The 25925-nt window shown below is 41.8% G+C and carries 18 protein-coding genes; 3 read left to right on the forward strand and 15 right to left on the reverse strand.

The annotated features are described in order from the left end of the window. The first annotated feature begins 87 nt into the window (after positions 1-87). The 3 genes from GM920_RS13105 to GM920_RS13115 all read left to right on the forward strand — a co-directional run bounded on the left by GM920_RS13105 (position 88) and on the right by GM920_RS13115 (position 4357). Positions 88-1482: a LutB/LldF family L-lactate oxidation iron-sulfur protein gene (locus GM920_RS13105; RefSeq protein WP_182957975.1), complete on the forward strand. Its 1395-nt coding sequence runs from the start codon at positions 88-90 to the stop codon at positions 1480-1482. Between the two features lie 2 nt (positions 1483-1484). Further along, positions 1485-3467 (forward strand): alpha-ketoacid dehydrogenase subunit alpha/beta, encoded by a 1983-nt coding sequence (locus tag GM920_RS13110; protein ID WP_182957978.1) that lies wholly within the window; start codon positions 1485-1487, stop codon positions 3465-3467. Between the two features lie 65 nt (positions 3468-3532). Next, positions 3533-4357 carry a hypothetical protein gene (locus GM920_RS13115; protein WP_182957981.1) on the forward strand — a complete coding sequence of 275 codons (825 nt, stop codon included), beginning with the start codon at positions 3533-3535 and terminating at the stop codon, positions 4355-4357. Here GM920_RS13115 and GM920_RS13120 read toward each other — a convergent pair. The 15 genes from GM920_RS13120 to GM920_RS13190 form a co-directional block, all read right to left on the reverse strand. Further along, positions 4306-4920, reverse strand: coding sequence for a SprT-like domain-containing protein (locus GM920_RS13120; RefSeq protein ID WP_317171545.1), 615 nt, complete (start codon positions 4918-4920; stop codon positions 4306-4308). The genes GM920_RS13115 and GM920_RS13120 overlap by 52 nt on opposite strands. An 18-nt stretch (positions 4921-4938) precedes the next feature. Next, entirely contained in the window at positions 4939-7044 is a 2106-nt protein-coding gene (feoB, locus tag GM920_RS13125) for a ferrous iron transport protein B (protein ID WP_235964521.1), read from the reverse strand. Positions 7045-7061: 17 nt separating this feature from the next. Beyond that, complete coding sequence (locus GM920_RS13130) at positions 7062-7277, reverse strand: FeoA family protein (protein WP_182957987.1); 216 nt, start codon at positions 7275-7277, stop codon at positions 7062-7064. 305 nt (positions 7278-7582) lie between these two features. Next, positions 7583-8014 carry a VanZ family protein gene (locus tag GM920_RS13135; protein ID WP_182957990.1) on the reverse strand — a complete coding sequence of 144 codons (432 nt, stop codon included), beginning with the start codon at positions 8012-8014 and terminating at the stop codon, positions 7583-7585. Between the two features lie 3 nt (positions 8015-8017). Beyond that, the gene (gene gcvH, locus GM920_RS13140) at positions 8018-8398 is read right to left on the reverse strand and encodes a glycine cleavage system protein GcvH (protein WP_182957993.1); all 381 of its coding nucleotides are present in this window, start codon (positions 8396-8398) and stop codon (positions 8018-8020) included. A 97-nt stretch (positions 8399-8495) separates the two neighbouring features. After that, on the reverse strand, positions 8496-15665 hold the full coding sequence (gene sov, locus GM920_RS13145; protein ID WP_182957996.1) for a T9SS outer membrane translocon Sov/SprA: 7170 nt from the start codon (positions 15663-15665) through the stop codon (positions 8496-8498). 8 nt (positions 15666-15673) lie between these two features. After that, complete coding sequence (ruvA, locus tag GM920_RS13150; RefSeq protein WP_182957999.1) at positions 15674-16258, reverse strand: Holliday junction branch migration protein RuvA; 585 nt, start codon at positions 16256-16258, stop codon at positions 15674-15676. A gap of 3 nt (positions 16259-16261) precedes the next feature. Beyond that, positions 16262-18577 (reverse strand): NADP-dependent malic enzyme, encoded by a 2316-nt coding sequence (locus GM920_RS13155; protein ID WP_182958002.1) that lies wholly within the window; start codon positions 18575-18577, stop codon positions 16262-16264. Between the two features lie 84 nt (positions 18578-18661). Next, positions 18662-19894: a lytic transglycosylase domain-containing protein gene (locus tag GM920_RS13160; RefSeq protein WP_182958005.1), complete on the reverse strand. Its 1233-nt coding sequence runs from the start codon at positions 19892-19894 to the stop codon at positions 18662-18664. A gap of 23 nt (positions 19895-19917) precedes the next feature. Further along, positions 19918-21336 carry an Asp-tRNA(Asn)/Glu-tRNA(Gln) amidotransferase subunit GatA gene (gene gatA / locus GM920_RS13165; protein WP_182958008.1) on the reverse strand — a complete coding sequence of 473 codons (1419 nt, stop codon included), beginning with the start codon at positions 21334-21336 and terminating at the stop codon, positions 19918-19920. Positions 21337-21376: 40 nt separating this feature from the next. Then, entirely contained in the window at positions 21377-21583 is a 207-nt protein-coding gene (locus tag GM920_RS13170) for a Sec-independent protein translocase subunit TatA/TatB (protein WP_182958011.1), read from the reverse strand. An 11-nt stretch (positions 21584-21594) separates the two neighbouring features. Next, positions 21595-21990, reverse strand: a complete 396-nt coding sequence (tatA, locus tag GM920_RS13175) for a twin-arginine translocase TatA/TatE family subunit (protein ID WP_182958014.1) — start codon at positions 21988-21990, stop codon at positions 21595-21597. Positions 21991-22047: 57 nt separating this feature from the next. After that, complete coding sequence (locus GM920_RS13180; protein ID WP_182958017.1) at positions 22048-23406, reverse strand: murein hydrolase activator EnvC family protein; 1359 nt, start codon at positions 23404-23406, stop codon at positions 22048-22050. A 22-nt stretch (positions 23407-23428) separates the two neighbouring features. Then, positions 23429-24217, reverse strand: a complete 789-nt coding sequence (locus GM920_RS13185; RefSeq protein ID WP_182958020.1) for a DUF4292 domain-containing protein — start codon at positions 24215-24217, stop codon at positions 23429-23431. Beyond that, positions 24195-25889: a tetratricopeptide repeat protein gene (locus GM920_RS13190; protein WP_182958023.1), complete on the reverse strand. Its 1695-nt coding sequence runs from the start codon at positions 25887-25889 to the stop codon at positions 24195-24197. The genes GM920_RS13185 and GM920_RS13190 overlap by 23 nt, the downstream gene beginning before the upstream one ends. Positions 25890-25925: the final 36 nt, after the last annotated feature.

Below are 25925 nucleotides of genomic sequence, written 5' to 3' on the forward strand. Positions count from 1 at the left end.
TTCAAAAAGCGTTTAATCTTTGCTGATTGTGTTTGATCTTTAATATTGATGGAGGTCACAACCGAAGCTTAATTATTTTTATATTTGATGACGATGAAGATATCTGATGAATTTTTGGTTAAGGCCGATGAAAAAGCCTTTGATTTAGGGCATCGCAAGACAATTAATCATAATATTGGCAAGTATAATGTTGCGGTAGAGCGGGGTGTATCGAGGTTTGAGAATTTAGAAAACTCGAAGAAGAAAGCGCATGTGATTAAATGGAGGGTGATGGAGAACCTGGATAAGTTTCTTCCTGAATTTGAATCCAATTTTCAACGTAGAGGAGGAAAAGTAATCTGGGCAAATGATGTAGAAGAGGCGCAGAGAGAAATCTTAAACATCATCCGGAAAAGTGGTGGCAAGACGGTTATCAAGTCTAAGTCGATGACCACCGAAGAAATCCACCTCAATGATTTCCTGGAGAAAAATAACATTGAATCCTTAGAGAGTGACCTTGGCGAATATATTGTTCAGCTATTAGGCCAGGCTCCATACCATATTGTTACCCCTGCAATGCACCTCAGTAAAGAGGAAATTGCCAAGCTTTTCCATGATAAATTTGGAACGCCAATAGATGCCACACCACAGCAACTGACGCAAAAAGCCAGAGAATTGCTTAGAGAAAAATACCTGAGAGCCGACATTGGCATCTCTGGAGGAAACTTCCTAATTGCCGATACTGGTAGTATCGCATTGACAGAAAATGAGGGAAATGCAAGGTTATGTACCACTTTTCCTAAAATCCATATTGCAATTGTAGGTATTGAAAAAGTGATTCCTTCGATGGCTGATCTGGACTTGTTTTGGCCATTACTTTCCAGTCATGGAACCGGACAAAACCTGACTGTTTACAATACGATATTGAGTGGTCCCAGACAAGCAGGCGAAACCGATGGGCCAGAAGAAATGTATGTGGTGTTGCTGGACAATGGCCGTACCAATTTGCTGGCACAAAAAGAACAGCGTCAAGCCTTATATTGCATCCGTTGCGGCGCTTGTTTAAATGCATGTCCAGTGTATAAAAATATAGGTGGACATACCTATAATACAACTTATAGCGGTCCTATTGGTTCCATCATCACCCCGCATTTACAAGGGATGAAGGAATTCAAACACCTCAGCAATGCTTCCAGCCTATGTGGCAAATGCACGGAAGTTTGTCCGGTGAAGATTGATGTCCATAAGATGTTACTGCTAAACAGAAGAGATGCAGTGGCGGATAATCAAAATACCAAAGTGGAAGAGATCGGATGGAATGCCTTCACGACCACCATGCAGAAAAGATCGAGAATGGATATGTTAGGTGGAAAGATGAAAAACTTCTTTCTCAAATTCTTCTTCAAGAAGACCTGGGGCAAATACCGGAATATGCCGGAAGTTGCACCGAAGTCTTTCGCGAAGCTTTATGAGGAGAAAAAGAAAGCAAACAAAACCCCTTAAATATGCAGTTTGACAGAAAAGATAAGAACAATGCGGTATTATTAGATTTATACACGCAATTACTTTACCCCAGAATGGTAGAGGAAAAAATGCTTATCCTATTACGTCAAGGCAGAATTGGCAAATGGTTTTCCGGCATTGGTCAGGAAGCCATAGCCATTGGAAGTACTTTGGCTATGGAGGAAAATGAATATATCCTCCCGATGCACAGAAACCTAGGGGTATTTACCGCGCGTAATATCCCTTTAAAAAGACTGATGGCTCAATGGCAAGGGAAATTAAATGGCTTTACCAAAGGCCGGGATCGTTCCTTCCATTTCGGTACTCAGGATTATAAAATCATTGGCATGATCTCCCATCTGGGCCCTCAAATGGCCGTTGCTGATGGGATCGCTCTCGCCGACCTCATCTCCGGTCAGGAAAAAGCAACTTTAGTATATACTGGTGATGGTGCCACGAGCGAAGGTGATTTTCATGAGGCCATAAATGTAGCCGCAGTATGGAACCTTCCGGTGATTTTCCTGATAGAAAACAATGGCTACGGCCTCTCCACGCCTACCGCTGAACAGTATAAATGCCAAAATCTGGTAGATCGTGCTGTTGGTTATGGCATTGAAGGGGTTCAAATCGATGGGAATAATGTCCTGGAAGTTTATGATACCATAGCTGCTATTGCTGCGAAAATTCGAAAAGACCCCAAACCGGTATTGGTAGAATGTTTAACTTTTAGAATGAGGGGGCATGAGGAAGCTTCAGGCACAAAATACGTTCCTCAGGAGCTGATGGATGCCTGGGCAGAGAAAGACCCTGTAGCAAACTTTGAACACTTCCTGCTTACGGAAAACGTATTAAATCAGGAACTTATTGCAGAGATTAAGGCAGATTTTAAAGCGGGGATCGAGTATGAGATAGAAGCGGCTTTCCAGGAAGAAGAACCAATAGCCAATACGATTGCGGAACTGGAAGATATGTATGCTCCTTTTAATTTTAAACCCAATGCCCTTTCTCCGGATGCACCATCTACGGAAGTCCGCTACCTTGATGCGATCACAGATGCACTGAAAATCGGAATGTATAAACATGATAACCTGGTATTAATGGGTCAGGATATTGCAGAGTATGGTGGTGCTTTTAAGATTACGGAAGGTTTTACCACTCTTTTTGGTAAAGCAAGGGTAAGAAATACACCCATTTGTGAATCTGCAATTGTAGGTGCCGCATTGGGCCTTTCTATCAATGGCTATAAATCAGTGGTGGAGATGCAATTTGCTGATTTCGTGACTTGTGGCTTCAATCAGATTGTCAACAATCTCGCTAAAACGCATTACCGATGGGGAGAAAAAGCGGATGTTGTCATTAGAATGCCTACAGGCGCAGGAACGGGTGCGGGTCCCTTTCATTCTCAAAGTAATGAGGCCTGGTTTACGAAAACACCTGGATTAAAAATCGTCTATCCGGCATTTCCACAGGATGCGAAAGGATTGTTACTTGCTGCCATCGATGACCCAAATCCAGTGCTGTTTTTTGAACATAAGTACCTGTACAGGAGTTTAACCGGCCAGGTTCCACAAGGGGAATATCAGTTGGAAATAGGTAAAGCCAATGTCTTAAAAGAAGGCAGGCAGTTGTGTATCATTACTTATGGACTTGGCGTTCATTGGGCACTCGCCTATATGGACGAACATCCGGAATTGAGCATCAACCTGGTAGACCTCCGCAGCCTTCAACCTTGGGATAAGAACGCGGTAAGCAACGCAGTAAAGCAAACAGGAAGGGTATTAATCCTTCATGAAGATACCCTAAGCACCGGATTTGGCGCAGAACTGGCTGCTTGGATTGGCGAACATTGTTTCAGTGATCTGGATGCCCCGGTGATGCGCTGTGCAAGTTCTGATACGGCAATTCCGATGAACAAAGTGCTGGAAGAAGACTTTCTCGCGAAAAGCCGCCTGGCAGCCACAATTGAAAAGTTACTGGCTTATTAGTCGCATCCCCCTTCTTCATGGCACGATAATCGCTTTTTAGGTCCTGGTATGATTTAAGGAGACCTATGAAGCACGCTCAGTTATTATTCTCGATTCCATTATTATTGATCTTGTTGAGTTGTAACCAGCAACCCAAGCATCCCCAGGCAAACCTGATAAAGCAGTCTTCTGCTACCGCAATGACTGATGAATCCATTTTACAATATGTAGATTCCATCAATGCGCACCTCGCTGCCCTGGAAAAACAAAGCAGCCTCATCTTCCTGCAGGGGGAGCAATCCATGTATGTAGAAAAGTACAATGCAAATGGGAAACCCGTTTTATACGAACAAAATCTGGACAACAAGCTGATCAGCAACCGCAGCACAAAATATTACCTAAAAAACGACAGTCTACTTTTCTTACAAGAGACGATCAAGACTAATAATGGGGCAACCGAAACACGTCACTATTTCAGGAATAACATTGCTTTTAAAAAGGAACAACGTACGGCGCCAAGTTATGCCGCACTAAAAAAACAACCTTTTTTAGCTGTAACGGCCAGTAGTACAACACCCGCAACAACGCCTGCTCAGACCACTGGGAACGAAGAGAAACAATTAAAAATAATGGAAGATGCCATTGGCCAAAAAGGTCCTTTTGCCCTATTTTTTGAGGGATTTATTGACATCCCTGAGGAAAGCATTATACAGCTTAAAGGCAGCGATCGGAACGGATATACCGCAAATGTAATCGTCAGAACAACAGATGCCCTGATTGATAGCTTGCAGCGTCAACCTTCAAAATTCAAGAATGAAAAGTTAAATTTTAAATGGGAAATTTCCGATAAAGAGGCTGTTTATGTACCTGTTGGGGCTAACATCACCTCGGCCAAGGGGTTAAACAAATAGATATTTCCGTTATCCAAACAAAGGCAACGGTATCTTTTTCTGAGCTTCTCCCCCTTTTTAAAATGTCGGCCATCTTTGATGGTAAACACCGCATCTATGGGCAGTTCTTCCAAACGGGAAGCATCTTTAACTGGATCGTGTTTCTTTAGCGCACGGGAGAGCCTTAAATCTGTGCAACTGGCAGCAGAGGGATTATCAAGGTAAGTGACAATGGCCAACTCCACATCCCCAGGGAAAATGCTTTGCTCAATAAATGGCGCCATCATGCGCTTAAAATTGTGCTTCCATTCTACACCATGTGGCTTCACCTTATTCTTATGGTCATTCCAGGTCAGCAAATGCGCAAACTCATGCACTGTGGTGACGAGAAACGCATAAGGATTCAGGTCGTTGTTAACGGATATTTTATGCCCGGATCCTTGGTAGGGATGGCGGTAATCTCCCAATTTAGTCACCCTGTTTTTAGATATTTTAAATTCACATTGAAAATAGTCTATCCACTTCGCGATGATTGGCGCTGCCGCCGGGGGCATATATTGCGCTAAGATATCCTTCTTTTCCACCTCCCCAAGATAAGTAATTTACTTTAAAAGCTGGTAGGCGATCAGACTGGCTACATAAGCCATTGCGGTCATGTAACTGAGCTGTATTAAAGGCCATTTCCAAGATTTTGTCTCCCTGAATACCACTGCAACTGTACTCATACATTGCATCGCAAAGGCATAAAAAAGCATCAATGAAAATGCGGTGGCAAAAGTGAACACTGGTAAACCCGTATCCGGATTAACCGCTGCCCTCATCTTATCACGGATTGTACCTACGGCCTCATCACCACCATCCACACTATAAATTGTGGCCATGGTACCAACAAAGGCTTCCCTCGCGGCAAATGAAGTGATCAATGCAATCCCGATTTTCCAATCGAAACCTAAAGGCTTAATTACCGGTTCTATCGTCTGACCTAAAAGCCCTGCATAAGAGTGTTCCAGCTTTTCGGCAGCCTTATCTCTTTCCAATGTAGAAATCTGTACACTATCTTTTTTAGCCTCGATGAGGTCGTATTTCTTGTCAATCCTAGCAAAGCGATCCGATGGGCCATAAGAGGCCAGTACCCATAGAATAATAGAAATAGCGATAATCACCTTACCCGCCTCAAAAACAAAAGTCTTAGATTTCTCATACATCGTGTACAACACATTACCCCAACGCGGCATTCTATACACTGGTAATTCCATGATGAAGTAAGATTTCTCTTTCGCTTTGATGATAAATTTCATGACAAAAGCAACCAGTACTGCCGCAACAATACTAATCAGATACATTCCCATTAAGGTTAGACCTTGCAGGTTAATGAATCCCCATACCATCTTTTCAGGGACTACAAGACCAATCAACAAAGTATAAACTGGTAATCTTGCCGAGCAGCTCACTAGTGGAGCTACCATGATGGTAATGATTCTATCTTTCCAGCTTTCGATGTTTCTGGCACTCATGATGGAAGGAACGGCACAAGCCAAACTACCGATCATTGGTACCACAGACTTACCGCTTAAGCCGAATTTCCTCATGATTTTATCCATCATAAAGGTTACCCTGGCCATATAACCGGTATCCTCCAATATGGAAATAAAAGCAAAGAGAATGGCGATTTGTGGAATGAAGACGATTACACCGCCTAGACCTGCCAGTACCCCATCGAGGAACAAATTAGTCAATATCCCTTCAGGTAAATAGCTATGCCCTAGTTCTGTCAGCTTCATAAAGCCTGCCTCAATCATCTCCATTGGATATGTTGACCAAGAGAAAATAGAGTTAAATATGAAGAACAGGATTCCAATAAAAATTAGGAAACCCCAGAATTTATTGGTCAGTATCGCATCAATTTTATCAGAGAACGCAAATTTTTTCGCCGCACCGGTATCCTCAATTACTCCGCTAAGAACCGTTCCTAAATGGCGGTAACGTGCAATTGTTTCTGCTGCTTGTAGTTTTGAAGTTTCGAAATCATGCGCTTTCTTGATCTTTTCAAATGCGGCATGCGCTTCTTGATCAAAGATATCCAAATGCTGGTGCTGGTGTAAAACCTGCATGGCATAATAATCGTTATCCGTTTTTAATCTTGCTTTTACTTCCTGAATTGCTTCAGGAGCTAAAGCCAATATATCAGCACCTTTTGCTTGAGTAGCAATTTTGGTGGTATTTTCTATGGCTTGTTTTAGTTCCTTTAATCCGGTTTTGCTTCTTGCTGAGATGGCCACTACCTGAATGCCCAGCCTTTCGGCAAGCATATTCACATTAATGTCTATCCCTTCTTTCTTGGCCATATCGGTCATGTTGAGCGCCAAAACCATGGGCACATCCAAGTCCGCTACCTGCGAATAAAGTAATAGATTTCTTCTTAGATTGGTTGCATCAGCCACCAAAACGATCACATCTGGATAACTGGAATTCGTTTTATCCGCCAAAACCTGGAAAACAATACTTTCATCCTTACTTTTAGGATATAAGCTATATGTACCTGGAAGGTCAATAATTTCTGCAACCTTGCCATCAGCAAGTTTACAATAACCAACTTTCTTGTCGACGGTGATACCCGGAAAATTACCGATCTTTTGATTTAAACCTGTCAGCAGGTTAAAAAGAGTAGACTTGCCTGTATTGGGATTCCCAACCAGCGCTATTTTCAAATCCTTAGCCAATATGATTACTGAATTATGATAACAGATGCTTCGTTCTTACGCAAACAAAGTTGATAGCCCGCCACACGGATCGCGATCGGATCGCCAAGTGGTGCAAATCTTTCTACCTCTACAACCTCCCCAGGCAAACAGCCCATCTCCATTAGTTTTACAGACATTTCAAGATCTGTAAATGCAACTATAGTACCTCTTTCCCCTGGATTCAATTGTGATAGCTTCATCTTTCTATAGGTTATTTATGTTCGGATCGGATATGATTTTCCGCTCCTGAACCAGGCGCAATTTAGCCTTAATTTATAATAATTCCAAATACCGAAGCTGATCTCTACGCTCTAAGAATCAGGTTTAACCGCATTATAACTGCGGTTGGCTCATCCGAAAGTCACAGTAGGGTAACTATTTGGATACCCCAGTATTTAAGTGCTTAGGATAGCTGTTATAACTCACCTTGGGACATTGACATCCCGGCTTGAAAATACTGCAGCTACTGAGCACAATTGCGACAAATAAAAGCAATAGTTTGACCCTATTTTTTTTCATGGGGAAGAGATTTAGGCTCACGTTGAAGAGATTTATGATCCAATTGATGTAACAATACAAAACTGAATACCCCCATAAACACACCGATCATATCACATCCGAAATCCCACCATTCTGCCGATCTGTAGGTAAAGATCTTCCATTGTAGCAACTCTATTCCTCCGCCCAGAGCAGCGGTCATTAGAATCACCTTAAAGATCGTTAAGGAGCGGAAACTATAGCTGTGTTGGTAATTGATTCTGCCATAGAATAATAAAATTGTCAACACAAAGAAAAAACCCAGGTGTACCAATTTATCAAATCCTTCAAAAAAAATGCCTGACCCAGAAGTGTCAGGCATTTTCATATTACAAAGGACTAAAATCACAACTGTCCATAGGATGGACCAGATCTGATATTTTAATGCTTTAGAATTCATTGATTAAGCTCCTACAAGAGCTTTATAAGCATCCGCATCTAATAAACCTGCAACTTCAGCAGCATCAGAAAGCGTTACTTTAACCATCCATCCTTTTCCATAAGGGTCAGAATTCACCAATTCAGGGTTGTCGTTCAATTCCGGATTAGTTTCAGTTACGGTACCAGTAACCGGCATAAACAAATCAGAAACAGTTTTAACAGCTTCTACTGTACCGAATACCTCGTCTTTGCTTACTTCATCACCCACGGTATTAATATCGATGTATACAATATCACCTAACTCACGTTGTGCAAAATCAGTAATACCGATATAGGCTTCGTTACCTTCAATTTTAACCCATTCGTGGTCTTTAGTGTACTTTAATTCTGATGGAAAATTCATGTGTATAATTTTTTTATTGTCGTTGCTTAAACTTTCGGCATCCGCTTTACGCTTCTGCCGATTCAAAGGTAATTAATATAAGCATTTATCACAATGCCTAATTCAGGGTAACTCTCAAACTAAATCCGAAATTACTAAATGATGTATTAAACGTTTGCGAAGTATAAGGTTTCGTGACATTAGAATCGTAGAACAAGCGTACATTGAAACGTTGGTTCAGGATATAATCCACACTAGGTCTTAGCGTAATGTTCTTGGCTCCCGAAGATACTTCTGCTTCCAGGATATCTGCACGATAAATGACCGTTTTGTTATCCCGCACCGCTACGTCCAGTTTAAAGTCCATATTGTTATCCATTTTCAGGCCTTTGAACAAGCCGAACGGGAATCTGAACTTCGTGGTACGGTAACCTAAACCGAACACCATATTGTTTTCCGTTAACTGTGCCAGTTGACTATTCGCCATGTTCAGTCCTAATAAACGAGACCTTCCCATTTCAAAATTAGCAGTCAGATTATTTTTTAAACGCGTATCAATACCGATCAATGGAGAGAACTGCTCGGCGATGGTCACCTGTGCATATTGGAAAGCTGGAAGGAAGTTGTCATTCAAATCCCTGCTGACCACTGCGCCATTATTCTCCTGATATTTTAGTAGCGAGTTAAAGCTGCTGATACTATATACGGAACGATAAGAATGTCTAAGGTCGATAGAGCTGAAACGATCTGCAAGGAAAGGAATACCAATCAAACCTCTGTAGTTTAAACGCCAGTTTGGCAATGGAATTTTAGGCATGGAGTTCAGGCTTGAAGTCTTTGCATCCTTACCAGAATAAGCGGCAAGGAAAGCGGCCGTTAATACATCCTGCGACTCTCCACCATAACCATCCGCATACAAACCATTTCTTACTCCTGCAGAATTCGGATTCATAGCCCCTAAACGTTGCGAAATCACCACCCTGTTTGCCATAAATTCATTGAACAATTTAGACATGGTATTACCGCTTTTCTCGGAGAAGGAAGTCCTCAAACTGATATAAGAGATGCTGTAATCACCCGAAGTGAAAGGGCTAAAATTCTCGAAACCACGCAAGCCTTCATCATACCTGAAATTGGTAGAATAGTTCATCGTTTTATTTCTGTTCGCAGTTAACGTAATCGACAAGTCTTTGATCGGTTCCACTAAACTGGTTAAGCTTAAATCCTCCCGCATGGTGTTGATGTACAACTGAGATTGTAAGGTATCCGTGGTGATCCAACCTTTCAACAAGGCCTCATTTCTGATGTCGCGCTGACTTCCCAATACGAAACCTAAGCCCGGAGCTCCGGTTGCCTGGTCAATTCCGAAGTAATTTGTCCTCGGTAAATAACCCGGTAAGAATATACCTTTCGATTGCGTGTAAGCACCCACCACATTCTTCACACTGGTTAGCAAGCCGATCCAAACATTCTGGCCACCCTGACCATTTCCTTTACGGATAAAGCCAAACTTATTATACAGTGAAGCCAGGTTTAAATTAGGATTTACTTGAATCGTTCTCGAGTTTTGAACCGTATTACCAAGGTTGATATTTGGATCTCTCAAAGTAGAAAGTGGCTCTGTTTGCCAGTTAAAGTTAGTCCCATAACGTGTGGCCACGCTTACCCAATCCAATCCAGGAATTTTATTGATCGGAAGATTATAGGTAAAATTCAGGTTATGACTGTAATCTGTAGTACGGCCCAATCTCATCATATTCTGCCATAAGGTATCTCTTTTTAACCCTTCTATTCTACCGTAAGGTTCATCGATGATCGAATAATTAGTCGCATCAATATCCATGGTTAGCGATTTACTTAGGTTCCAGGAAATTCCATATACCCTAGACACGAGGAAGTTTTTATTGAAGGTCGTGTTCACCGGAATGTAATTCATCGGGTCATTGTTTCTCAAACTGTTTTCAGAATAGAAACGATCCACATCAATTCTGAAATTGATCGAAGAAGGCATCAGGCTAAAATTGAAGTCTCTCAGCAAAGCCAGTGTATTGTTCTTGATGATCTTTTTTAAAGGCTCGTAATTCCTCGCAAGGGCTGCATAGCTATAACCCAGAGAAGCCCTGTAGGTTTTCTGGTAATTACTTTCTATGATAAAATCGCGGTGCGAATACTTGGTATATGCATAGCTGACATTGAAGTTTTCAATGTCCCAAACCCGAGGTTTAGCCTCCGGATCTGTTCTTTCCTTTCTCACATTGGTGAAGTTGATACTGCTTCTGGTGGTGTAATCCTGTGCAAAATTCAGGATAGAATCGCGCTGCGATTTTGAAGCGACATCCAAGGCATTTTTCAACTCAATATCCGGCATGCTCGGGTTGTACTGAGGCGTTGCTACCTGGCTTGAGTAACTCACAAACATCGGCACCTTGATCCCTGTTTTCTTAGGGAAGAATTTGCCCAGCTCCATGCTCGAAGAGATGTCAAAAAACACATTATCTGCTCTGTTTCTTTCGCTCACCCTGGTTTCTAAGGAACCGAAACCAATCGTTGACTTGCTACCCGAAACATTTACATCCGCAAAATCTGCCAGTTTCGCATTCATTCTAGCTGTTGCAGCCCATCCACCACGCTCGTCAAACTCCGTTAAACGAAGCTCATTGAACCAGAAAATACCACTTTTATCCATCAAATCATCACCGTTTGTACGGTAAGGATTTTTAATACCCAGCATATATACCCTTACCTTACTCATATCCGGTTGCCCTTTGATGGTAATCGTCTTCCCATCAATATTGTAGTTATAAGGAATATTGATTGGCCATGGTGCTCCTGTACTGGTTTTTGCATTATTCCTGGCGAGTTTCGCTTTCTGGAAAAACTCCAATGTAATGTCCATTTTATTCTGTTCCGGCCAGATCGCATAAGGATCATTGGTTCCAGGAAGCGTCACCTTTAATGGCTGTGAATACTCGTAATAGTTGTCCTGGTTGTCAGTACCAATTCTAAGAAATGCACTCAGGTCGTTATCTTTCAAGACATTTGAACCTAAAGCCTCGGCATGGATATACATTTCCAGGTGTTTATAAGACCTAAAATCGTTAAACCCTGTTTTGAATGCGGCTCTGCCATAGCCATCTTTCAGGTTTTTGATGGTTACTGAAAGCGACTGCTCATTCTGGCGGGTATCCCCACGGTAATTGCTGAAATCACGCTCTCTTTCAATTCCTGGAGGAATCACATAAGGAATTGGGGTACGTTTACCATTTTCTTCGATATTTACAGTTGCCACCTCAATCGTAGAACCATCTGGAGCGATCGTTCCTAAAGCCGGATCGACAATCGTTTGTGAAGGATCATTATTGGCATTATATTGTCTCCATTCCCCTCTTACCAGCTGGATTTTTCCAAACCTCAAAACGGTAGTATCGGCAAAATTCGTCATGAACATACGGATGAAACGGATCGATTTAAAATCCTGGATCCCACCGATACGGTCTTGATATTGTGCCAAAGGAATACGAATCTGATACCAGGTAACTGGCTGTGTACTGCCGTTTGCCAATTTCACCTGAGAAGTCACCTTATCCGTTACAAAGTTTTGCCCCACCATCAGGTCGCCCGGACGCATAGAAACTTTGTACTGGAAGTACTCATCAGATTGTGTCATATTATTATCTCTGTTGATGTCTTCTCCATCTGGTAAAGAAGTAGAAGCTGAGTTTTCTACACCCAGTTCAGCACGGGATTGTTCTGCGGTTTTAGAGTTTCCTTCTGTACCATTAAAGTGTTGGTAGCGTTTTAAAATACCCGCATTTTCACGGTCTAATTCCGGACCTCTGAAATAGACATAATCATCAGAAGAAGGGTCATTTTCCAGGGATCTGGCGGCATCAGGATTCAATTGCCCTTTGATCTGGTTAACCAGCGCGGCGAACTTCTGCTGCTCATCTTTATTTGCCATACCGTCTAATCCAACATCCTGGGCTTTTCTGGCATTCGGATCATTGTCGAAAGCCTGTACTACCGGTTGTAATTTCGGTACCCTACCCCAGTTCGTTTCATCAAACTTCGAAGGATCGCCATCTGCCGGAAGCCCATTCTCCAATGACTTTCTTCCGTCTTTCAAAATGTCTTCAGAGATGTTACCGATATTAAAATACAAATCACCTCCTAAACCATTCGGTTTATAGATATTCGGATCCATTACCCAAAGCTCAATGAACTCAATATTCAAGGCTTCAAAATCATTGGTTTCGATCCTTCTGAACAAACCACCCCAACGACTTCTTGGATTGTTTAGCAAACCTTGAGCGTTGAACCCTGTTGGCGTGTAATTATAAGGACCGCGCACTGTCGGATAAAAAGCCACATCTAAAGTTGGCAATGCGAAAGGCTGTCCTGATCCTGTTTCTTTAAAAGGGAATACTTCCTGTTCGATTACCTGACGAACAAAATGATTCGAAAGTTCCTGTTTATTGTTTCTTAAACCGGAAGGAAGCGTTGCATCATTTCTATTGTAAAAAATTGGATCAATGTTATAGAAAGCAATTAAAGCCCTGTTGAAACCATAACTCAGATCGTCGATTCTACTGGCCTCAGAAAACAACTGAGGCGTTCCCGACAACTGCCAGGCCATCGCACTTTTCAAATCTATGACCGAACGTGAGGCTTCAAAATCATCCAGGTAACTCACTCCACTTTTCTGCCCGGCAAAATTCAAGGCTTTTGGATGCCCTGGAATCAATTGCGCAAACTCTCCAGAGAAAGTTAAGCTGGAAGGCACTTTTGTAGAGATAAACGGTAATTTATCCACCAATTTAGTTAAGAACCTGGAAGGTGTGCTGTAGTTCAAATCCATTCCCCACATGGTATTCGAAATTGGCTCCTCGCCTACATTCACCTTTGGCGTTAGCGGCTTCTCGGTGAGGTTCATTAGGGTAGCCCCTAAATTCAGTTTATTGTTTACCTTATAATCAAACCTGGTTCCAAACAACGAGCGTTGCTGCAAACCAAAAAGCTCATTGTTTTCCGTCGAAATTCTGATCGGCTGACCAGAAATTAAGACTGCCGTGTTCAGGATTCTTACCCTTCCACCCTGATAATCCACCGTATAATCTACCCCTTCCTGCAAAGGAATCGTACCGGCAAAAACCTTTACTGATCCTTCCGGAACATTGATGGAATTTAAGCTGAATTCTGAAGCCACCTGACTTTGATACGCCCCTTTAATGAAATAGCGATTTTGGTTACTAAACAACTGCTGCGCCACCACTTTTGTAGAATCGTATAAAGCTGGAAAAGTATATTGATCAATCAGTGATACTTCCGAAGGATCAAACTGGTCCGCTAAATCCTTACCGAAAGGCTCTATCAAAGGAAAGATCACCCGACCATTCAGTGGATCGATGGTGATATAGCCGTTAATGGTATTGGTAGAGAAATTAGTCAGGTTGGTATTCGAGCCATTGGTGTTTCCTGGATTGCTATTTACCGGCGTATTAAAGGCAATATTTTCATTGGTTCCGAAAGGTTTATTCTCCGCTTCAAAATCGAAGACCCCGTCTGGTCGGCGTTCCTGTTGTTGATTTAAACGGTCTAATCCCGTCACCTGAATCCATTGTTTATTCTTCAATGGCCTCCGATCAGGATCCAACTTTTCACCCACTTCTATATACGGTTTTTCTACCCCTGTCTTATCGTCAATCCGGAAGATATCCAGTTTAAAGTTCATTGGACTGATTTGGTAACCACCGATTGAATAGATGTTTTTCATCATCAACTTCCACATCGGCAGCTTATTTTTCAGCGTTTCATTTTTCAACATCTTCGTGAACAACACCTTTGGTGTACCCGCATCAAAAGAAATATCTGTGGAGAACTCCCCTACCTGATATTCTACTCCACGGTAAGTATATCGGTAAGCTACTGACAAAACCTCATCGGTATTCAGAGCATTATTCAGGGAAATATAACCCAGTTGTGGGTGAAAAGTAAACTCCCGATCAGCCAATTTCCTGGCATAGGTTAGCTTGGCATAGTTATCTGTACCACCAGTTGCGGCGAAGAAAGGAATAATCGCATTAGAATTGGTGAACCTGGCGTCTGCTGGTAATTGCGACAATAGGTTATTGGATTGTCTTGGAAACTGAGGGTTATCAAAACCGGAAGGAAGCGCTGATAATCCACCAGTAAGTGTTGAATTATATGGGGTATTCTCCGCCAAATCCATTAGGGCCATCACATCTCGGGATCCCTGAGTATTTCCTGTTTTATTGGTAATCCAAACTTCAACCCTCGTAATCAATACACCTGAAGTAATTGTTGGTGGCGTTGATAATGTTTTATTGTAAGTTTCTCTAAAATACTGTGCTAAGAAATAGTGTTTATTCGCCTCATAATTATCGGCACTCAGTCTAAATTCATTTTGTTGCGCCCCATTATTGATGCGGATTTCCCGCGATTGCGATTTCTGCTGAGAAAACACGGTGCTTACATTCAGCTTACCGAATTGCAACTGTGTTTTTACCCCGAAAAGAGCCTGTGTACCGTTAATTAGAGAGGTGCTTAAAGGCAGACTCACGTTACCGGCTTCAATCTTTTGGATGATGTCATCCTTACCCCCAACATAATCCAGTTTCACCTGATTTTCAAAATCAAACTGGGCTTCGGTATTGTAGTTCATGTTGACCTTCATCCGGGTACCAATATTACCAATCACATCCATCTGAATGCGTTGGTTAAAATCAAAATTCCCCTGTACGCGCTGACGCTCATTGAACAGTGGATTTTCATTCTTATTGATCCTACCGAGGAAGGTTAGTTCGGCCTCTCCACGAGGCTGTATATCTATGCTTGTTCCGCCAAAAATCCGTTCAAAAGCTTTGCTATTGACCTTCAGACTAGGTATCACCCCATTCTTTCTGACTTCATTAATTTCTTCGTTGGAATACATGCGCCAATTGTCGCGTTTCATCTCGGAGTTTACCAGACGCTGATATTCTTCAATCGTCAGGTATTGTGGAGCTGAAAACAACTGGTTGCCAATCATTTGGCGGATGATGTATCTTTTATGCTTCGCATCGTACTCAACTTCCCGTTTTACATTGTCAGGAAGCGGTTTAAAGGAATTGTTGAGATTTCTAAGACCTAGGCGTTGTTTTTCCCTCAGACTGAAGGAATTTCTTGTCGTATCCGCGTTTCTTACCTGCTGTTTCACTGTTTGCGAAAAAGCAGATTGCCCGCCAAGGCAGAGAAGGAAGGTAAAGAGGAGCGTTAATAGGGTTTTCAAGGGAAAATTTATAAGTTCTTCAAAGCTATTTTTATCATTTGTTCTACTGTTAAATCCGTACCTCCATTTTTCACTGCACTGTCAATTGATTTTTCTGCTGGTTGTTTTGCAAACCCGAGCATCATCAACGCAGATAGGGCTTCTTCTCTAGCAGTATTATTTAGCGGTGCAGCGATCAATGATCCTGTACCTTCTTTTTTCAACTTGTCTTGCAATTCCAATACCAGGCGTTGCGCGGTTTTCGTACCAATTCCTTTAATTCGTTGAATTAAGGGTAAATCACCATTTACAATAGCGGCTTGGATTTCCACAGGGGTGATTGAAGAGAGCATCATTCTACCCGTATTAGGGCCGATTCCAGAAACGGAAATCAGATGAAGGAAGAGCCTTCGCTCTCCCTCCTCTGCAAATCCATATAAAGTATGTGCATCTTCTTTCACATGTGTCCAGAGGTAAACTTTACATCTTTCCGCATCTGCCAGGCTGCTATAAGTATTTAGTGAAATATTGATATGGTAACCAATCCCTCCGGCCTCCACAACAATATAAGCGGGGCATTTAAAGGTCAGCTTACCATCAATATATTCAAACATATCTTACTTCTTAATTATTCTTTTTAAAAGACTACCTTTTTTAGCTAGTGCTTCTTGCTCTTTCGACTGTACATCCAACACGGCTAAAGTCACCATGTTTACAATCTCACGAACCGAACTACCCAACTGTACAATGTGAACTGGTTTGTTCAATCCTAATAAGATCGGACCAACCGCTTCTGCACCACCCAGTTCCTGCAATAACTTGTAGGCGATGTTACCTGACTCCAAATTAGGGAATACCAATGTATTGGCAGGGGCATCTACTAAGCTACTAAAAGGAAAGTTATCTTTCAATAAAGCGTTGTTAATTGCAAAATTTCCCTGCATTTCGCCGTCTACGATAATTTCAGGATGATTTTCGTGAAGAATTTTCACTGCTTTTCTTACTTTTTCAGGAACTACGCCTTCATTTGACCCAAAATTAGAGTACGAAAGTAGGGCAATACGCGGCTGAATGTTGAATTTACGCACAGCATCATCTAATAACAAGGTGATATCTACCAGTTCTTCTACAGTAGGATCAACATTCACAGTAGTATCGCCAAAGAATACCGGACCTTTTTTGGTCATCATCATGTACATTCCGGCCACACGGTTTACACCTGGCGCAGTACCAATCACTTGCAATGCAGGCTTAATGGTAGATACATAATTTTTAGTCAGACCAGAAATCATGGCATCTGCTTCACCGAATTCCACCATAGAAGCACCGAAGTAATTTCTATCGCGTAAGAACTTATTGGCTTCGAACAAGGTTACCCCTCTTCTTTGTCTCTTTTGATATAAAGATTCCGCATATTTTTTCATGCGTTCCGGCTCCAACATTGGATCAATGATTTCTACACCTTCTAATTCCAGAGCATTCTCTTCAATGATTTGTTCAATAATTGCTCTATTACCTAATAAAATTGGAATCGCAATGTTATCATCCTTAACAATCTGTGCTGCTTTAAGAATTTTATAGTTATCCGCTTCGGTGAAAACCACACGTTTTGGATCAGATTTAGCTTTATTGGTGATGGCACGCATAATCGCATCATCCATACCCAATCTGGTTTTCAATTCTTCAGTATAAGCATCCCAATCAGTGATGATTTTACGCGCTACACCAGAGTCAATTGCTGCTTTGGCTACTGCCGAAGAAACATTGGTCATCAAGCGTAAATCTACTGGCTTAGGAATGATATAGTCTTTACCGAATTTGATATTTTTCTCATTGTAGGCCATGTTTACAGCCTCAGGAACAGGTTTTTTAGCCAGCTCAGCGATTGCTTTCACAGCAGCAATTTTCATTTCCTCATTGATGCTGGTTGCCCTAACATCTAATGCACCTCTAAAAATATATGGGAAGCCCAACACGTTATTCACCTGATTAGGATAATCAGAACGTCCTGTAGCCATAATTAAATCTTTACGAGAACTGATGGCCAGTTCATAAGCAATCTCTGGATTAGGATTCGCCATTGCAAACACAATAGGATTCTTAGTCATAGATTTCAACATATCCACGGTTACGCAATCTGCAGAAGATAGACCGATGAACACATCAGAATCTTTCATTGCTTCTTCCAAAGTATTCAAATCTCTGGTGGTTGCAAATTCCGCTTTGATAGCATCTAATTTATCTCTGTCAGCTCTGATGACGCCAGTACGGTCGCACATCACGATGTTTTCTTTTTTAGCACCCAACGATACATAAAGACGAGTACAAGAAATGGCGGCAGCGCCGGCTCCGTTTACCACAATCTTTATCTTATCCATTTTCTTTTTCTGCAACTCACAAGCATTGATTAATGCTGCAGCTGAGATGATGGCAGTACCATGCTGATCGTCATGCATCACAGGGATATTCATCTCCTCTTTCAAACGACGCTCAATTTCAAAGCATTCTGGTGCTTTAATATCTTCCAGGTTTACCCCGCCGAAAGTAGGCTCAAGGGCTTTAACGATTTTTACAAAGTCATCAACGTTTTTAGTATCCAGTTCCAGATCAAAAACGTCAATATCGGCAAAAATCTTAAAAAGAAGACCTTTACCTTCCATCACCGGTTTACCCGCTTCCGGACCTATATCGCCAAGACCTAAAACTGCTGTACCATTACTAATTACAGCAACAAGGTTACCCTTTGCGGTATATTTATATACATCTTCAGTGTTTTCTGCTATTTTTAAACAAGGCTCAGCTACCCCTGGAGAATACGCCAGTGCCAGATCTCTTTGAGAGTTCGTTGGTTTCGTGGGTATAACTTGTATTTTTCCCGGTCGCCCTTGCGAGTGGTAATCCAAAGCATCTTGCTTCCTGTTAATTTTACTCATAAATCAGTCATTTATAAAGGGCCAAAGTTACGATCTTTTAATTAGCCCTGAAATAAAAAAGGAATCAGAATTGGGAAGCAGAGATTAGCCTTTAATAGCGTATTGTTTTCGTTTACTCGATTCAGGATTATGGATTTTCAACTTTTGTCCAGGAACAATCGAAGAACTTTTGAGTCCGTTCCACACTTTTAAATCCTGCACTTCTACCTGATATTTATCGGCAATGGCACTGAGTGTCTGTCCGGGAGTCACCTTATGATAACTGATGGCAGCAACAGGTTTTGCGACGATCTTCTTCTTCAAGCGACGGTCATCATTTGAAGCCAGAAACACTTTTGGATTCACATCGAGCTCGGTATTGTTCAACACTTCATAGATCTGTGCAAACTGAGCCATATTCACTTTAGGAATGATGATTCGCTTGGGTTCCTCTTCTGTCCCATTCACAATCTTCTTTTTATAAGCGGGATTAAGGCTACATAAGGCATCTGCTTCGATGCTCAATGCCGTGGCCAATTGTGGTAAGGAAACAAAACGGCTGACCTGTATAGTATCGGTGTTTTTAACGAATGTAGTTGGTTGTGATTTAATCTGATGTTGGCCGGAGCATTTCATCACATAGAGTGCTGCAATAAAAGCAGGTACATAATTGCGTGTTTCCTGAGGGAGATAGGGTCTGATTTCCCAGAAATCATGGGAATCGGCTTTAATGATGGCTCTTTTCACATTACCCATTCCGCAGTTATAGGCGGCAATGGCCAGAAGCCAGTCGCCAAGTTCCTGATAAGCATCTTTAAAATAAGCTGCTGCTGCGTAACTGGCTTGGATTGGATCTTTTCTTTCATCCACAAAATTGTCCATATTCAGTCCATAATCTTTTGCCGTAGCAAACATGAACTGCCATAAACCTGTGGCACCTACCCTGGAGACCGCATGGGCATTCATAGAAGACTCTATAACGGGCAGGTATTTAATTTCTTCGGGGATATTGTAATATTTCAGTGCTTTTTCAAAAACCGGGAAGTAATATTCGGACAAGCCGAGCATTTTTCCCATCATGTCTTTGCGACCGCTATAAATGTCAATGTACTTCTGCACATGTTCATTATAGCTGAGTGGAACCATTTTCTGGATCGAATCCAGTCTGGCCTTAAACACGTAATTATGGTTGTAAAAGGTAGGGGTTTCCGGTAAGACCGGTACGGCAACAGTATCAATAATTTGTAGAGATAGTATTTGTTGCCGTTGTTGCTGAGCTGCTGCTGAAAAGCTGGTTAATGCTAAAATACAGGATGCAAATAGTACATTTATTTTCATAGGCAATGTTTGGTGACATGGGTCTAGGTTAAAAATGTATGGGACAGGGATAACAGTTCCTGTTCCTTAAAGTGCTTTGCCATAAGCTGTAAGCTTAACGGTAATCCTTCTTTATTATTGCCCAAAGGGATTGCAATTGCTGGAATTCCTGTCAATGATGCCAATACCGTAAAGATATCCGCCATGTACATCACCAATGGATCGTCCATGTTGTCTCCGATCTTAAATGCCGGAGTTGGCGCCACCGGGCTTAAGATCACATCAAAATCAACCAGCATTTCTTCCATCTTTTCGCGGATCAGTCTTCTCACCTGTTGTGCTTTTTGATAATAAGCATCATAATAACCAGCACTCAAAACGAAGGTCCCGATCAGGATGCGTTTTTTCACTTCTTCTCCAAAACCTTCCGCTCTGGAAGTCTTGTACAAGTCGTTCAAAGTAACTGCGTCCATGTTGCGGTGTCCATAATGAACTCCATCATAACGGGATAAATTCGAAGAAGCTTCGGCTGTGGTTAAGACATAATAAGCAGGAACCAGGTAATCCAGCAAATCAAAAGACACATATTCTACAGTATGCCCCTGACTTTTAAAACGCTCGATTGCGCTAAGGATGGATGCTTTAATCTCAGGATCTAAAGCTTCACTTTCCAGTGTTTCTTTTAATACTGCGATCTTTTTCTGAGCAGCTGATGCTAAACCAGCAGTATAATCCGGTACTTCTTGTTTAGAAACCGTACTATCATAATCATCCGCACCTGCCAGAACTTCTAGCAATAGGGCAGCATCAGAGATAGAAGAAGTAATGGTACCTACCTGATCAAAAGAAGAAGCATAAGCGATCACACCATATCTGGAAATGCGGCCATAAGTAGGCTTCATTCCGATACATCCGCAAAAAGCAGCTGGTTGTCTTACAGAACCACCGGTATCTGTACCCAATGCCGACAGGCATAGATCTGCCTGTACCGCCACTGCCGAACCTCCTGAAGAGCCTCCGGCAACACGTGCTGCATCAGCTGCGTTTTTCACTACGCCATAATAAGAAGTTTCATTGGAACCACCCATCGCAAACTCGTCACAATTGAGTCTTCCGATGATGATGGCATCTTCGGCCAATAGACGCTCTACTACGGTTGCAGAATATGGAGAGACAAAACCTTCCAGCATTTTGGAAGATGCGGTAACGATGTGGTCTTTATAACAGATATTGTCTTTAATACCAATCACCATTCCTGCCAGCTTGCCGGCAGTACCATTGTCAATTTTCTCTTGTACTACTTTAGCCTGAGCGGCCGCAGAATAAAAAAACACCTCATTAAAAGCATTGAGGTGTTCATGAGTTTCTATTTGCTTAAAATAGTGATCCAATAGCTCAGTTAAACTAAGTTTTTTTTGAGCAATAAGGGTTTGTATCTCTGATAAGGAGTTATACTTCTTCAAATTTCAAGAATAGGTTAAATTTAAAAAATCGGATTAAAACCTATAATGGTTTGTTGGTGCGGTTTTGTTCTACTTTGTCAGCAGCATCATCCATCCCGTCTTTTCCGTCTTTAAATTCTTTAATGCCTTTACCTAAGCCACGCATTAGTTCTGGAATTTTTTTACCACCAAAAAGTAATAAAACAATTACAAGGATAACGGCAATTTCCATGCCTCCTAAAGCGGCTAATATTGGTGTGTTTAACATGATATTATTAGTTAAAGTTGTGTTTTATCTGTTTCAATTTTCGGATTCTCATGGCTTGTTGCAGCAAGAGTTTCCTTTTTCTCTAAATCAATTCCTTCCGCAGCAGGAGTAGTTGTGGTACTACCTGGATACATTTGCTCCTCCAAACTAGTTTCCTTTGGATGGTGACGGCTATTGTCGTTGATCACGTCATTGATGTCATCTACGATACCTACGGAATTAATATTGCGATGGATTTCTCTTTTCACCCCTTCTGAGGCGTCTTTAAAATCACGGATTCCTTTTCCTAATCCTCTTGCCAATTCTGGAAGTTTTTTACCTCCAAATAACAAAAGAACCACAGCAAGGATGATGATAATCTCACCACCGCCCATATTTAAGAATTCCAATACTGTTCCTGAATACATTTTAAGCTCTATTTTATTAAATCAATATACAAATATAAACATTTCTCGCGCAATCCTCTATTTTGCTGATAGCCATCCCGCAGGATTTTGTGCAGCCTGACCTCTATAGATCTGAAATTGAAGTTCCGGAATATCCCCTGAGGAAGCGACTATTCCGATGGTTTGTTTGGTGCTCACATCCTCTCCCTTGCCTACACTAACGGATTTAAGGTTCTGATACACGGTAAAATACTGCCCGTGTTTGATTAGCACATAATACCTGCCGAGTGCATTTCCTATTTGGGTAACTTTTCCGTTAAACACGGCTCTTACCGCAGCACCTTCATTGGTTTGTATGGTAATACCAGCATTGTCATAGCTGGCTTGTCCTTCTTTATGTTTCCCGAAGCTCTCTGTAGTCGTCCCGGTAGCCACTGGCCAGGGTAGAGAACCCCTATTGCTTTCAAAAGCCGCAGATAGTTTTGCTGCTTCCGGCGTTGCCGTCAGGTAATTGTTACTACTGTTTGCCGTCGCCACTTTAGCCTTAGCTACAGGTGTCGCAGCTACGGCAGCAGGAATCGGCTTATTCTCCGCCTTCGCTTTAGCAACAGCCAACGCTCTGGCACGTTCAGCAGCAGCTCTTGCGCGTTCTTCAGCAAGTCTGGCACGCTCTGCAGCAGCTCTCGCCTCCTCTTCTGCCTTCTTCTTGGCGATGGCAATCTCCCGGGCAATTGCCGAACGAATATTCCTATCGATTTGCGCCTGTTGTTTTTTACGGGCTACAATGTCTTGCTTATATTGTTTTTCTTGTTTACTGAATTTATTCAATACCTGAGCCTGTTCATTCTTATTCTTGCCCAGTTTATCTTTTTCGCTTTCCTGCTCATGCAGCAAGCTACTTTTTTGCTTTAAGTTTTTATCCAGCACTACAATCTTATAATTCAGGTCTTTCTGTGTCCCTTGAATATATCCTGCTTGTTTCTTTCGGTATTGACCGAACTGCTGCAGGTATTTTATCCTTTTATAAGCCTGGTTAAAATCACTGGCAGCAAAGACAAACATCATCTTGTCGTACGCATTCTGGTTGCGCTGTGCAAAACGAATCATTCCCGCATACTCTTTTTTAAGCTGCGACAATTGTCCTTTTAAGTTGATCACCGTATTTGTATTTTCATGAATCTGATTGTCCAGATTCTTAATTTCAGAGTTGATCACCGTAATCTTGTCCTGCATTAAACCAATTTTGGCGTTTAATGCATCGATCTGGCTTTGGGTAAGTTTTTTGTTTTTCGCGGTCTTAGTCAGATTTCGCTGAAGCAGTTCTATGTCCCGTTGTATCGCTTCTTTTTTTCTTTTAAGCTCCAAACTGCTTTGCGCAACGGCGACTGTTGCGGATAGTAAAAATAAGAAGAGGAATAATATTTTATTTAGCTTCATTGCGTCAAAAGTATAAAAAAAATCAGTTTATTACTTCATACTTCCCTGGAACATTAAACGGGAAATCCACCGGAAGATTACTTTCTACCTTTGAAAAATCGATATTCAACGCTATTTTTTGCGTTCCCGCCATAGAGTTGATCTGGATCGTTGTCGGAAACAATGTACCATTCATATTTTGGTAATCACCATAAACTACCTTCAATGCTTTCGCAGATTTCAGGTCGTTCAACTGATACTCCGAAACCTTAAACAAGGTATTGAATAAAGCCAGGTAAGCAAGGTCTGCCTGCTCCCCACTGATTTCCCAAACACCATTTTTTGAAGTGACATTGGCATCCGTATCCATAAATTCAGGAATGGTATTTCCAGACAAGATCGCTTGCAATAATTTATAGGTGACCTGCGGATTTGTAAAACGATGGACATAGCTGAAGGGCTTTCCTAAATATACCCCTTGCCATTTATTCAACACTTTAATACTATCTGGGGTAATTAATGCTCTGCCTACTTCAATCCCCATGGGTCCACCAATAGAAACCCAAATTCCTTCATCCTTACGAATGCGGATGTTCATACTGACATTGTTAGCATTGCCATTGATGTCCAGTTTTGCCTTTCCACGCAAAGAGAGCGTCGTGTAAGAAATGTCCTTTTCGGCCAACATCTTCAGTGTTTCCACCTTTTCCGTGTCTACAGGAGCAACACCCGTTACCGGCGGTACCACAACGATTTTCTTTTTTACTTTACAGGCCATAGTTAAAGAAACCAAGGCTAGAAAAAGCAAGCTATTTAATATATTTCTTCTCATTAATCTTTCGTTTTAAATTGGCAGCCTCATTTCCTGCATCCTTTGCTTTTTGCCAATGGAGTACTGCCGCTTCCTGCTCCCCGTTAAAAAACAGGATGTCGCCATAATGTTCCAGATAAAGACCATTCCCTGCGCCATCATGCTGTATGGCTAGTTCTGCCCAGGTTTTGGCCTTGTCGTACTTTCCAAGTTTAAATAATATGAGTGCATAGGTATCTGCCACAGAAGTATTTCCTGGCAATGCTGCTGCCGCTTTTGCCGCTAAGCCTGCTGCTTTTTCCAGGTCCTGATTACTCAAGGCCAGATAAAAAGCATAATTGTTTAAGAGCAAGTAATTTTTTGGCGCCAGCGTCACAGCCTTATCAAAAGCTGTATTGGCCTCTTTAAATTTCCGTTCGTCCAGAAAAATCTCTCCTTGTAATGCAAAAATAAGCGCCTGAAGTTCCGGATTGTCTCCATCCAGCTGCATAGCCGACTTAACATTAATCATTGCGGCTACATTTTGCTGATCGCGGTGCAGGGCAAAAGCCTGGTAATAATATAGAATTGCCTGATTCGGAAAAATAGCCAAAGCTTCTTCTCCTGTTTTTGCTGCTTCTTTATACTTCCCTAAGTTATTTTGAATGGTTAATACACGCTCCCAAACCGGGTAGAGCTGATCACTCAATATCAATACCTCCTGATATTGTTGTAAAGCACCCTTTAAATCACCTTTTTGATATAATAAATCGCCATTTAAAGCGAGCATATTAGGCTCCTTTGCTGAGCTTTCCATTGCAAGCTTACAAAGTGCAATTGCCTCTTCTAAGCGCAACGAATTCTTGGCCGTTCCGGCGATCATCAGAATAATCTTGCCCTTCCTTTGCGTCGGCATTTCGGGATTGTTAAAAGCCGCTCTTAATGCCAGTCCGGATTCATTATTCATTTTTAAATTCTGATAGTAATCGGCGAGTGCCAGATCGATTTCATAATTCTCCGGACTGATGTTTTTGGCTTTTTTGAGCAAAACCAATGCATTTTCCATTTGCCCCTTTTCAACCATCGACTGGCTGAGGTCCAGCATTCCGGGAACATCATCCGGACCTGCGGTCAGCATTTCTGCCATATCTGCCTTGGTTGCCGATTTTTTATTACCCAGGTCAATCCTTTGTCTTGCCTGGATCAGTGCTTTTGAAACACCAAATTTCTTCTCTAACTCATCGTAAGCCTGGAGTGCTTCCGTGGTTTTACCTAATAGCAGGTAAGCATTGCCTCTATCAAAATAAAAAGCATCATCTTCGGGTGATAAACGGATGAGCTCGTTAAAAACACCAACTAAGCCCTCCATATCCCCTTTGCGTTTGTACAATTCGGCCATCATCTTCCAGTACCAAAGGTTATTGGCATCTAGTGCAACAGACTTCTTGATGGCTGCTTCTGCTTCCGCCAGTTTATTCTGACGGTAATTGAGGCTCGCGATTTCATAATAAACCGCTGCATTTTTTGGGTCAATAGTCAGGATCTTTTGAAAACTTTCTCCTGCCTTGCTGTAATTTTCATTTAGCTTTTCCCGCAATCCGGCGAAGAAAAGGGTCTTCACTTCAGTACTATCCAATTTTGGATTTCCAGGTTGTTGCGCCGCAGCCGACAAGCCCGCAAGAAGTAATGACAGTAAAAGAGACCTTTGCTTCATCGTTGTTTTATTTATTTTCCGGCTTTATTTCCCTAC

The organism is Pedobacter gandavensis (assembly GCF_014172405.1).
GTDB classification, from domain to species: Bacteria; Bacteroidota; Bacteroidia; order Sphingobacteriales; family Sphingobacteriaceae; genus Pedobacter; species Pedobacter gandavensis.